Raw genomic sequence first — 10967 nt, forward strand, 5'->3', positions numbered from 1 at the left:
ACAACCACCGGCGCCTGCACGAGTACTGCGGCGACATCCCACCGGCTGAACTCGAGGACGCGTTCTACGCTCACCACCAAGCCCAGCACCCCGCCGGGCTCACCGTTTGAGACAGTCTCCGGACAAGCCGGGGGGATTCACTCAGGTGGCCGGGGTGTTGGCTGGTGCTGGTTGGGTTTCGGAGGCAGAGCGGGTCGCCGGGTCGTTCACCGACGACTCCTGGAGAGCGGTGGTGTTGGCTCAGGTGGCCGAAGCGCTGGCTGGGGTTGGGCGAGTTGCAGAGGCGGAGCGGGTCGCCGGGGCAATCCCCGACAACTACTGGAGGGCGCAGGCGCTGGCCCGGGTATCTGCGGCGCTGGCTGGGGCTGGGCGGGTTGCGGCGGCGCGGCGGGTCGCTGCAGAGGCGGAGCGAGTCGCCGGATCGATCACCAACGATTCGTCCAGGGCACTGACGTTGGCCAAGGTAACCGAGGCGCTGGCTGGTGCTGGGCGGGCTTCGGAGGCAGAGCGGGTCGCCTGGTCAATCACCGACGACTCCTGGAGAGCACAGGCGCTTGCTCAGGTGGCCGACGCGCTGGCTGCGGCTGGGCGGGTTCCGGAGGCGGAGCGGGTCGCTAGGTCAATCCCCTACAACTACTTGAGGGCGCAGGCGCTGGCCCAGTTGGCCGGGGCGTTGGCCGGGGCCGGGCATGCCGGGGAAGCGGAGCGGGTCGCCGCGGAGGCGGAGCGGCTCGCCAGATCGATCTCCCACGACTTCTCGGGGGTGCGAGCGTCGGCCCAGGTATCCAAAGCGCTGGCTGCGGCTGGACGCATCTCGGAGGCGCAGCGGGTCGCCGCGGAGGCGGAGCGAGTCGCCGAATCGCTTACCGACGTCCACTCGAGAGTGCAGGCGCTGGCTCAGGTGGCCGAAGCGCTGGCCGCGGCTGGGCGGATCTCGGAGGCGGTGAACATATGCGTGGACAATCTCCATGGGCCAGCCTGGCGGTTCGCAGCATACGAACTGATCGAGATGACGAGAACCCAGCAGATCGAAGCCGAGTGGTTATGGGTCTTTGCCCAACTGCACTCGCGAAGACAGGTCGTTCTTCGGCGATAAATCGGGAGGAATATGAACTTTCGAGAATCATCGGTTCTATTCTCAGCCGGTACTGGCCGTGACAGCCTGAGTCTGCTTCGCCCTGGGGGGACCAGTTCGAGTTGATAGAGCCAAAGGACGGTGGCGGGGAATCCAACCTGCACAAGTCGGTGTGTGCCCGGGTGTCTCGGTAAGGGATCGGCTTACGGGGCGGCGGACCACTCGTCCCGGGCGGACGATAGCCTCGATCTACCGACCGCGTCGGGCATCATCGATGGGCGCCAAGACGACGGGCGCCGATGCCGGAGCTGCCTTTCGGATGCCTCTCCCTGGACCGTTGGGCCACGAAACGCTACCAGAATCAGCTTCACCCGGCCCGCTGTCGTGTCATTCTCGTGTTCAGCGTCGGCACCATGCCGACTATCGCAGAGTGTACGGAGACGATGGCTACGGCCGGCCCCGCACGGTGACCTGCGCACGGCCAGCTTGACTGCCCGGTTCGAACGTCCCTGGCCTCGATCACGAGAAGGAGACAAGGCGACCAACGCGGCCACCTTGCTTGACGCTGTCCACAAACACTGGTCAGCATGTGAGCGGGCGTCCCGGCTCGAAACGGCGATGAGAGACGACGGATGGGGAAGCCCGGCCGAACGGCAACCGACCGGACTCACTAGAGTCCGTCGTCATGCCACAACGAGGTATCAGCATGTCTGAGTTTCGTGTATATTCAGACATACGCGACAATCTACGCCGAGCAGATTGGAACACGGCCAACCCGGCTATCGATCCAGCTGGACAAGTGTATGGACAATATGCCCGACGCGGAGTTGCCGCCGGCGACCTACGCGCGGCAAATAAACTCAACTGCCGAATCTCGATTGGCTCGTGCGAACAAGGAGCTGGCTGCAACTCGAGGACGCGATGAAGACCTGGCGACCGCGACCTTTTGCTTCTCTTGGAAGGCGCGTTGGTGCGCAATACCTTTCGTCTGGCCCGGTAGAATGCGTTTCGCGCCCGACTCCATTGTGTGGTTCGGCTTTTGCCGCAAGGAATAGATGGTGAGACGGCGCAGCTTCCCTTTTCGTATTCGTGCGATATTTGGGGTCTGAATTTGGCTTCGGCGAGTTTCAAGTCTGTCTTGTTGAAGGATTTAAAGGGGGCAGCGGGTCTTGGAATCTAGAGAATCTGATGGGCGTCCTGGTTGTCGACCAGCGGTCGCCTTAATAGTCATGGGTGGTGCAATCCTCGCTCGGGTGTGGTTGGCTAGGTCATTCTGGTCCTGCCGAGGAGGCTCTAGCGTGAAGGGGAAGCCGGCGGTCCGAGACATGAGTGGGCCGGACCAGCCGACTGTCAAGAGCGAGCGGCCGGAGAGCGCGGAGGTTGGTTTCGGAAGAATTGATCTTGCCCCAGCGCGCGAGACCTTGAGATGGGCTTTCCCCTCGGGCTTTGCGGTGATCGCGGTACTGGCCTTCGTGGGCTGGTCACTGGGAGCGTCGTATCTCACGGGATTCTACGGCTACTTCGGTTTGACCGTGCAAGAAGCTGGAGTGGATTACTTGGAGATACTTCAGCGTGCTACTTATGCAATCGGGCCCGGCCTGCTGCTGCTTGGAATTACGCTGTTGGTGCTCATTATCTCGCAACGGTTCCGACCGCATGGCACCCCTAAGGCCGAAGGCTTCAAAGGGCGACGCTATTTCAGATACGTCAGTGTTGCTATTTTCGCCTTCACAGCTGTGTTCGCTGCTGCCTGGATTTTGATGGAGGGCCCAGATGTACTGAAGCGTGAGGGGCTTTCAGATGCGGACCAGATTAGTACCACGGGAAATGCTGATTATTATGTGACGCGGCTGCAAAGCCTATTTGGCGCGAAGACTGTTGTGGCATACGCACGGTGGGCGGGGCCCGAGAGCGAGGACCCGTTAATTGTGTCCTCGGCCCTGAATCCGAGCGCTGTGTATGCCGCCCCTAATGATGGCACCGTCTATAACTTGGTAAGAATTCTGGCGCAATCAGGTGAAGTTACTTCCTACCTCAATATTGCGGATTGTGTAGTCTACAGAATTCCTACAGTTTCAATTGTTTTGGCGAATCCAAGGTTGAATCTTGGTGCACCTGTGGACGGCGTTGCGGAGGCTGGGTCGTCCCCGATCCCTTCGTGCCCGACGCGAATCGGAGAAGGTTTCTAGCTGCAAGGGTCGTCTCAGCGATAGCACATCCAGACTTTGATCGCGTGACGGGCCGCCGGATACTGCCCGCCGAGTTGCGGCGATCGGCACTCTTGAATCGCCGCCCTGGCCCTGGCGCTGCTCACCAAGAGCATCCTCGACTCGGGCGGCAGCACCGCCGCAGGTCCGGCCGGCATATCCGACAGGCCGGGCATCGCAGCGGCGACCACTGGGACAACCAGGCCGACCGCGGTGCCGACCAACCCGGACGAGTGCGTCGCGCTGTGGGCCAAGGGCCCGGACCGGGACGCCTGCCTGTACCGGGAGTACGGCTACACCCCGTCCGACCAGCCGCCCCCGGATCCGGTGACCCGGTCGTCGACCACTCCGGTCGTGATCGGGGTCCCGGTCACCACCACCATCGAGGGAGCCGCGTCCGGGTACGTGCCTGAGAACGATCAGTCTGCGGCCCTGGATGTGACGGCCCGGTTCGTCGACGCCTGGTACGCGGGCGGCTCTGATCAGGCCTGGCAAGACCAGGTCAGCCGCTGGGCCGACGCCACCCTGGCCAAGCAGCTGCCCACCCTGAACCGGGACGTCCTGCCCGGTGGCGGACGCATCACCGAGCCGGCGATGCGCGCATTCCAACCCGGGTTGGCCAGCACCGGTGTCGCGACGACCGCCGGCTCACTTGCGTTGACCGTCATCTACACCGACGCCGGCTGGCGCGTCGTCACAGTCACCGCGGAATCGCCATGACTTCGCGACTGGGTCGCCGCTGGACGGGGCTGTTGCTCGGCCTGGCCGGCGTCCTGCTCACCGGCTGCACCATGGCCGGCGCCCGCGGCGCCACCATCAACACCGTCGGCCGGACCACCACCGGCACTGGCGACTGCCCGCCCGCCGCCGTCGCGGGCACCGCCCCCGGCCTCGACCCAGCGCAGGAAGCCAACGCCAAGACCATCCTCGGCGTTGCCCTCGGCCGCGGCCTCGGCCCCACCGGCGCGGCCATCGCGGTCGCCGCTTCCCTGGCCGAATCCAGCCTGTACAACTACGCCAACGACGGCACTAGCACCCTCGTCGGGTCCGCCGAAGGCCGGCAACTCAACGATGCTGAACGGGCCGTCGCCCGCCAATCCCTCGGCTATCCGCACGACAAGGTCGGCAACAACCTCGACAGCATCGGTCTGTTCCAGCAGCGGCCGATGACCGGCTGGGGCAGCCCCGACCAGCTGATCAACCCGGCCACCGCCACCGCCAAATTCCTCGACCGGATGGTCACGGTCGCCAACTGGCAGACCGTCTCGCCGTGGACCGTCGCCCAGAAGGTGCAGGGCTCGCCGTCCAGCGACGGCGGGATCTACCGGGATAGCTACCAACAGGCCACCGCCATCGTTGCCGCGCTGAACGTCGGATCGCCAGCGACCACTACCGGCGGTGCCACCGCCGTCGTCGCCCAGGTCGCCGCGGCCGACACGTCCTGCGGACCGACGGCCGCGAACGCCGCGACGGGGCCAGCGGCTTGGGGCGGTTACCAGAACGGGCGCATCCCCGCGACCGCCTTGTGCCTGGTCCCGTCCAGGCCGGCCCTGCAACTCGAATGCGGCGCCGCGACCGCGTTCGACCAGCTCAACACCGCATTCAAAGCCCAGTTCGGGCAGGACATCGGCATCACTGACGGCTACCGCTCCTACGACGAGCAGGTCCAGTGCCGGTTGGAGAAGGGCACCCTGTGCGCCAACCCGGGCACCTCCAACCACGGCTGGGGCAAGGCCGTCGATATCGGCGGCTGTTGCGGCATCAACACCGGAACCGGGCCGGCCTTCGACTGGCTCACCACCAACGCCGGCCGATACGGCTGGAACCACCCCGACTGGGCCCAGCCCGGCGGGTCCAAACCCGAACCATGGCACTGGGAGTACGGGGCCATCTCGTAGGAAAGGAGGAACTGTGATGGAAGCGATCGAGGCTCCGGCCACGACGATCACGGCGAAGGAGGACATGTCGCCCAAGCTGCTGCTGAGGATCGAGGAAGCCGCCAAGCAGCTGGGCATCGGTCGATCGTTGATGTACCGGCTGGTCATGTCCGGGGCGATCGAGTCGGTGCGCTTGGGCCGGCTGCGTCGCATCCCCGCCGAATGCCTGGGCGAGCACGTCCGCCGGCTCCGCGACGAAGCCCGGTCGTCCCAGGTCACGTGACATGACCAGCCGGAACCCGAACCGGGCGTCCTCGGTCTATCAGGGAGGCGACGGCTTCTGGCACGGTCGGGTCACCGTGGGCTACCGCGACGACGGTTCCATCGACCGTCGGCACGTCATGGGCAAGACCAAGGGTGTGGTGGTCCAAAAAGTCCGTGACCTGGAACGAGCACGGGACCAGGGTCAGGTTCGGCGTCCGGGTCAGCGATGGACCGTCGCCGCCTGGTTGGACCACTGGCTGGAGAACATCGCCCGGCCGAACTTGCGCGCAACCAGCTACTCGGCCTACCAGGTCGCGGTGCGCCGGCACCTTATCCCGGAGATCGGCAAGCACCGCCTGGACCGGCTCGAACCCGAGCATCTGGAACGGCTCTATCGCAAGATCGTCGCTGATGGCGGCCGTCCGGGTCGCGCCCATCAGGTTCACCGGACGATCCGGACCGCGCTGGGTGAAGCCCACCGGCGCGGCCACGTCGCCCGCAACGTAGCGGCCCTCGCCCGGCCTCCGCGCGTTCAGTTGGACCCCGTCCAGCCGTACACCGTCGATGAGGTGCGGGCGATCATGCGGACCGCCCGCGGGCATCCAAACGGTGTCCGGTGGGCGATCGCCCTGGCGCTGGGACTGCGCCAAGGGGAAGTGCTCGGTCTGACCTGGTCCGACGTTGACCTGGACGCCGGCTTTCTGCGGATCAGGGCCACTCGACACCGGCCGACCTATGGCCACGGTTGCGGCGGAGCCTGTGGCAAGACGGCGGGTCGGTGCCCGCAGCGGATCCAGTCCAACCGAGCAGCGGGGGACACCAAGTCCGATGCCGGCCGACGGACGGTCGGCCTCCCTGCGGCGCTGGGCGACCTGTTGCGCGAGCATCGCGACGAGCAGAAGAGCTGGCAAGAAGCGGCCCGCCAGCTCTGGCAGGACGGCGATTGGGTCTTCACGTCCCGGGTCGGCGCTCCGTTGAACCCGAGCTCGGACTATCACCGCTGGAAGGCGCTGCTCAGGGAGGCCGGCGTTCGCGATGGTCGTCTGCATGACGCTCGGCACACGGCGGCCACCGTGCTCCTGGTCCTGGGTGTCCCGGAGCGCACCGTGATGGGGATCATGGGCTGGTCGAGTACTGCGATGGCGGCCTGTTATCAGCACGTCACGGATCCGATCAGGCGACAGGTGGCCAACCAGGTCGACGGCCTGCTGTGGTCCGACGACCGGACCGGTCCACGTGGCAACTGAGACTACGGCCGGTCCAGAGGCCGGGCCAGTTGCCCTAGGTGCAGCGTTTGCCCTGGTCAGGCTGGCGGAGGATGGGGGATTCGAACCCCCGAGGGCGTTAACCCAACACGCTTTCCAAGCGTGCGCCATAGGCCACTAGGCGAATCCTCCTGATGTCGCCGGGAGAGTGTATCGGTCCGGCGCCCGGAGTCAGAATCGGACATGGGGCCGGGCGCCGAGCAGGGCACCGAACCGGGCCCGTGGACGCCGGTCCGGCGGGGGCGGCCCGCTCAGCCGGCTCGGGTGTCCTCGGCCAGGTCGGGGGCCGCCGGGCGCCGCCGGCGGCGGATCAGGACCACCGCCGCCGCGGCGGCGACCAGCGCCAGCAGGACGGCCGCGAGCAGCCAGGGGGAGTGGGCGGCCAGCGCCATGGCGGCGTCCAGGGCGGCGAAGCCGATCGTCGCGTAGATCACCGCCCACATGACGCAGCCGATCACCATCGCGATCGTGTAGCGCACCCAGGGCATGCGGATCAGGCCGGCCGCCGCGTTGGCGACGGTCTGGAAGCCGACGGTGAGGAACGACACGGTGACCACCGGCGGGCCGTACCGGTTGAGCAGGGCGATCGCGCGGGTGGTTCGCGGGCCGGTGAGCCGGTCGGCGAACCGGGTCCGCAGGGCGCCGGCGACGACGCCCCGGCCGATCCAGTACGTCCCCTGGGCGCGCAGGAACACGATCACGAAGAGCGCGGCGACCGTGATACCGAAGGGCAGTCCGTCGAACCAGGAGGGCACGGGCTCACCCGCCGGATCGACGCCCGCGCGTCATCGTCGTCACCGGTGTTTCTCCCGTTCGCCGCGTCCGCTGCCACCCGCCAGGTTACGGGCTCAGCCAAGCCCACCCTTACCTCGCGCGGGTGCGGGCGCCGGGCCGGGTGTTCAGGCGGCGTGCGCGGCCATGATCTCGCGGATCTCCGCGGTCTCGTCGTCGCTGTAGCGGGCGAGCAGGGCCTCCAGGTCGTGGCGGTCGGCCTCGCTGCGGTAGCTGGCGATCTCCTGCTCGAAGGTCCGGGTGCTGACGCGCTCCTCGTGGTGGCGGCGCAGGGTCTGCAGCGGATGAATGCTCATCGTCATCTCCAACGGTCTCGAAGGCTCTGTCGATCTCCGAAGGCCGTCAACCGGCCTTCTGAATCGATTCTACCTGTGGTAAGACCACATGGACGAGTCGAGTGGGTGTGCTTCATCAGACACCGGGGCACCGGTTCGGGGAGCAACCGGCGGGCCGGTCGGCGCCCGACGGAACCGTGTCGTCGCGACCACCGCGCGGGACCCTCTAGACTGGTCGCCGGACCCCCGCGGCGTCCATCTCATCAACCCCCCCAGGGCCGGAAGGCAGCAAGGGTCCGTGAGCTCTGGCGGGTGCGGGGGTCCCCTTTCCTTTCCGGGTCCGGATCGCCCGCGCCACCCTGCCCGGCCGGCCACCCCACCGACCCAACCCGCCCGCGCGACCGCCCGGCTGCCCTCACCGCAGGTGCGCGGGCCCCGCGACGCCCTCCGGCACCAGCGGGCACGGCTCGGGCCGGCCGGCCACCGTCCGGAGCGGGACCACGCCGGCCCAGCGGCCGGGCGCATCCCGCACGTCGGCCTCGTCGTCGACCGGTGGTCCGGTCCGCACCTTCAGGCTGGCCTCGGCCAGCTCCAGCGCCAGCACCGTCGTGGCGGCCAGCTCCTTGCGGGTCGGGCCCCGGGCGTGGTCCCACGCGCCGGGGGCGACCTGCTCGACGATCGCCCGCAGGCCGGCCAGCCGCTCGGCCGGATCGACGACCTCCCGCGCCGTACCGTGCACCACCGCGCTGCGGTAGTTCATCGAGAAGTGGAACACCGACCGGGCGTGGACCACCCCGTCCAGCAGGGTGACCGTCACGCCGACCGGTTCGCCGGCCGCGGCCGCGCGCAGGGACCGGGCGCCGGTGGAACCGTGCAGGTAGAGAGTGTCGCCGAGGCGCCCGTACGCGGTGGGCAGCACGACCGGGGCGCCGTCCCGGACGACGCCGAGGTGGCAGACGCGACCCTCGTCGAGCACGGCATACAGCTCCGCCCGGTCCGATCGGGCCCGCCGCGCCCCGCGCCGCACGGTGCTGCGCGGCGTGGGCGAGAGCGGGGCCGGCGCGAAGCCCGGCGGGTGCACCGGCGCGGCCGATCCGGCGGTTTCGACGGCTGGGGACGCGGAGGGATCCTGGCTCATGGGTCCACTCTGACCGTCGAAGTGGCATCCTACGAGGGCCACTTTCCTTCCATCTGGAAAGGCCACTTGTGGACCTGCCGCCGCTGCCGCTCGACGGCTCCGCCGGCCGCCCCCTGCGGACCCAGCTGGCCGACGGGATCCGCTCGGCCGCCGTGACCGGTGCCCTCCGACCCGGGGACCGGCTGCCGTCGACCCGCGCCCTGGCCGCCGACCTCGGGCTCAGCCGCACCGTCTGCGCCGCCGCGTACGACCAGCTGCTGGCCGAGGGCTGGCTGGCCGGTCGGGCCGGCAGCGGGACGTTCGTCGTCGGTGTCCCCGGATCGTCGCCCACCGCGGCGCGCTCGGCGCCCGGCTCCCGTCCGGCGACCGGGCGACGGCACGCCGGCCCCCCGGCGCCGACCCTGCGGGCCGGCATGCCCTGCCTGAGCGCGCTGGACCCCTCGGTGTGGCGACGGGCCTGGCGGGTGGCGGCCGATGCCCCGGTCGAGCGGGCCGCCGATGCCGAAGGCCTGCCTGCCTTCCGGGCCGCCGTCGTCGAGCACCTGCTGCGCCACCGCGGCCTGCCGTGCGACCCCGCGCTCGTGCTGGCCACGGCCGGCAGCACCGCCGCCCTGAGCGAGATCGCGGCCCTGCTCCCGGCGGGGTCGGTGATCGCCGTGGAGAACCCCGGCTACGCCGGCGGGGCCGCGGCCCTGCGCGCGGCCGGCCACGCGCTGGTCGGCGTGCCGGTCGACGCCGACGGGCTGGTGGTGGCGGAGATCCCGGACGGGGTCGGCGCGGTGGTCGTCACACCCGCCCACCAGTACCCGATGGGGTCCCGGCTGACCGCGGCCCGGCGCGTGCAGCTGGTCGAACGGGCCCGGGCGGACGGGCTGCTGATCATCGAGGACGATTACGACGGCGAGCTCCGGTACGACGTCGCCCCGCTGCCGCTGCTGGCCGCGCTGGGCCCCGATGTCGTCGTTCATCTGGGCACGGCGTCGAAGATGCTGACCCCGGGTCTCGGCTGTGGCTGGCTGGTGGCGCCGCCGGCGGTGCGCGCCGGACTGGTCGAGCGCCGCGACGCCACCCGCATCCGGCCGGCCGCCGCCGGGCAACGGGTGTTCACCGCGCTGGCCGCCCACGGCGATCTGGCGCGGCACCTGCGGCGGCTGCGGCGTGAGCTCGCCGCCCGCCGGTCCGCGGTGGTGGCGACGGTCCGCGCCGCCGGCCGGGTGCCGCTCGGCGACGCGGCCGGTGCGCACGTGGTGGTCGAGGGCCCCGACGAGCGGGCGGGGATCACCGCCGCCGCGGTCCGGGGTCTGGACCTGGACGGGCTGGCCCGGCACCACCTGACCGGCCCCGCACCGGCCCGGCAGGGCCTGGTCCTCGGCTATGCCGGGCCCGAGCCGGCCGAGCTCACCGCCGCGCTGACGGTGCTGGCCGACCTGCTGTGACCACCGGCCGTCCGGACCGTCACCGCGAGGCCCGTCCGGGCCGCCCGATACCGGCCGGAACGGGCGGCCGGACCGCCCCGCGGCGGATCACGGTCGGCGGGCACGGCGGTGTCGGACCGCTGCCGTAGCCTCGCTGACGTGGCTCTGGCTCTGTATCGCAAGTACCGTCCGGCGACCTTCGCCGAGGTGGTCGGGCAGGAGCACGTCACCGATCCGCTGCGGACCGCGCTGGCCGCCGGCCGGGTCAACCACGCGTACCTGTTCTCCGGCCCCCGGGGCTGCGGCAAGACGTCCTCGGCCCGGATCCTGGCCCGCTCGCTGAACTGCGTGCACGGGCCGACGCCCGAGCCGTGCGGCGAGTGCCCGTCCTGCATCGCGCTGGCCCCCGAGGGCCCCGGTTCGCTGGACGTGGTCGAGCTCGACGCGGCCAGCCACGGCGGCGTGGACGACACCCGCGACCTGCGCGACCGCGCGTTCTACATGCCCGCCGAGTCCCGGTACCGGGTATTCATCATCGACGAGGCCCACATGGTCACCACGCAGGGCTTCAACGCCCTGCTCAAGATCGTCGAGGAGCCGCCCGAGCACCTGGTATTCATCTTCGCGACCACCGAGCCGGACAAGGTGCTCACGACGAT

At 69.4% G+C, this 10967-nt stretch carries 11 protein-coding genes, 1 tRNA gene and 1 other RNA gene; 9 read left to right on the top strand and 4 right to left on the bottom strand.

What is annotated here, in order from left to right; translation table 11 throughout:
* The first annotated feature begins 145 nt into the window (after nt 1–145).
* From ACOJUF_RS20985 to ACOJUF_RS21010, 6 genes are all read left to right on the top strand, one after another.
* Entirely contained in the window at nt 146–1096 is a 951-nt protein-coding gene (locus ACOJUF_RS20985) for a hypothetical protein (RefSeq protein WP_420123759.1), read from the top strand.
* 1277 nt (nt 1097–2373) lie between these two features.
* On the top strand, nt 2374–3264 hold the full coding sequence (locus tag ACOJUF_RS20990; protein WP_420123760.1) for a hypothetical protein: 891 nt from the start codon (nt 2374–2376) through the stop codon (nt 3262–3264).
* A gap of 231 nt (nt 3265–3495) precedes the next feature.
* On the top strand, nt 3496–4002 hold the full coding sequence (locus ACOJUF_RS20995) for a hypothetical protein (RefSeq protein ID WP_420123761.1): 507 nt from the start codon (nt 3496–3498) through the stop codon (nt 4000–4002).
* Nucleotides 3999–5180 (top strand): M15 family metallopeptidase, encoded by a 1182-nt coding sequence (locus ACOJUF_RS21000; protein ID WP_420123762.1) that lies wholly within the window; start codon nt 3999–4001, stop codon nt 5178–5180. The genes ACOJUF_RS20995 and ACOJUF_RS21000 overlap by 4 nt, the downstream gene beginning before the upstream one ends.
* Before the next feature lie 16 nt (nt 5181–5196).
* Nucleotides 5197–5442 carry an excisionase family DNA-binding protein gene (locus tag ACOJUF_RS21005; RefSeq protein WP_420123763.1) on the top strand — a complete coding sequence of 82 codons (246 nt, stop codon included), beginning with the start codon at nt 5197–5199 and terminating at the stop codon, nt 5440–5442.
* Nucleotide 5443: 1 nt separating this feature from the next.
* Nucleotides 5444–6670 carry a tyrosine-type recombinase/integrase gene (locus ACOJUF_RS21010; RefSeq protein ID WP_420123764.1) on the top strand — a complete coding sequence of 409 codons (1227 nt, stop codon included), beginning with the start codon at nt 5444–5446 and terminating at the stop codon, nt 6668–6670.
* 62 nt (nt 6671–6732) lie between these two features.
* Here ACOJUF_RS21010 and ACOJUF_RS21015 read toward each other — a convergent pair.
* The 3 genes from ACOJUF_RS21015 to ACOJUF_RS21025 form a co-directional block, all read right to left on the bottom strand.
* Nucleotides 6733–6820, bottom strand: a tRNA-Ser gene (locus ACOJUF_RS21015).
* Nucleotides 6821–6939: 119 nt separating this feature from the next.
* Nucleotides 6940–7443: a DedA family protein gene (locus ACOJUF_RS21020; protein ID WP_420123765.1), complete on the bottom strand. Its 504-nt coding sequence runs from the start codon at nt 7441–7443 to the stop codon at nt 6940–6942.
* Between the two features lie 144 nt (nt 7444–7587).
* Nucleotides 7588–7776: a hypothetical protein gene (locus tag ACOJUF_RS21025; RefSeq protein ID WP_420123766.1), complete on the bottom strand. Its 189-nt coding sequence runs from the start codon at nt 7774–7776 to the stop codon at nt 7588–7590.
* Between the two features lie 216 nt (nt 7777–7992).
* Here ACOJUF_RS21025 and ffs point away from each other — a divergent pair.
* Nucleotides 7993–8085, top strand: an RNA gene (ffs, locus tag ACOJUF_RS21030) — signal recognition particle sRNA small type.
* 85 nt (nt 8086–8170) lie between these two features.
* Here the strand turns inward: ffs and ACOJUF_RS21035 are convergent.
* Nucleotides 8171–8893 (bottom strand): pyridoxamine 5'-phosphate oxidase family protein, encoded by a 723-nt coding sequence (locus tag ACOJUF_RS21035; RefSeq protein ID WP_420123767.1) that lies wholly within the window; start codon nt 8891–8893, stop codon nt 8171–8173.
* A 68-nt stretch (nt 8894–8961) separates the two neighbouring features.
* Between ACOJUF_RS21035 and ACOJUF_RS21040 the strand changes: the two genes are divergently transcribed.
* Both ACOJUF_RS21040 and dnaX read left to right on the top strand, forming a co-directional pair.
* Nucleotides 8962–10329: a PLP-dependent aminotransferase family protein gene (locus ACOJUF_RS21040; RefSeq protein ID WP_420123768.1), complete on the top strand. Its 1368-nt coding sequence runs from the start codon at nt 8962–8964 to the stop codon at nt 10327–10329.
* Between the two features lie 138 nt (nt 10330–10467).
* The coding region (gene dnaX, locus ACOJUF_RS21045) for a DNA polymerase III subunit gamma/tau (RefSeq protein ID WP_420123769.1) at nt 10468–10967 on the top strand (500 nt) is incomplete at its 3' end.

Source organism: Nakamurella sp. (assembly GCF_048594475.1).
Lineage (GTDB): Bacteria > Actinomycetota > Actinomycetes > Mycobacteriales > Nakamurellaceae > Nakamurella.

Excerpts from the sequence above, each read along its gene's own strand:
- ACOJUF_RS21005 (WP_420123763.1), top strand. The coding sequence starts at position 5,197 with ATGGAAGCGATCGAGGCTCCGGCCACGACGATCACGGCGAAGGAGGAC.
- ACOJUF_RS21035 (WP_420123767.1), bottom strand. The coding sequence starts at position 8,893 with ATGAGCCAGGATCCCTCCGCGTCCCCAGCCGTCGAAACCGCCGGATCG.
- ACOJUF_RS21010 (WP_420123764.1), top strand. The coding sequence starts at position 5,444 with ATGACCAGCCGGAACCCGAACCGGGCGTCCTCGGTCTATCAGGGAGGC.
- ACOJUF_RS21025 (WP_420123766.1), bottom strand. The coding sequence starts at position 7,776 with ATGAGCATTCATCCGCTGCAGACCCTGCGCCGCCACCACGAGGAGCGC.
- ACOJUF_RS21000 (WP_420123762.1), top strand. The coding sequence starts at position 3,999 with ATGACTTCGCGACTGGGTCGCCGCTGGACGGGGCTGTTGCTCGGCCTG.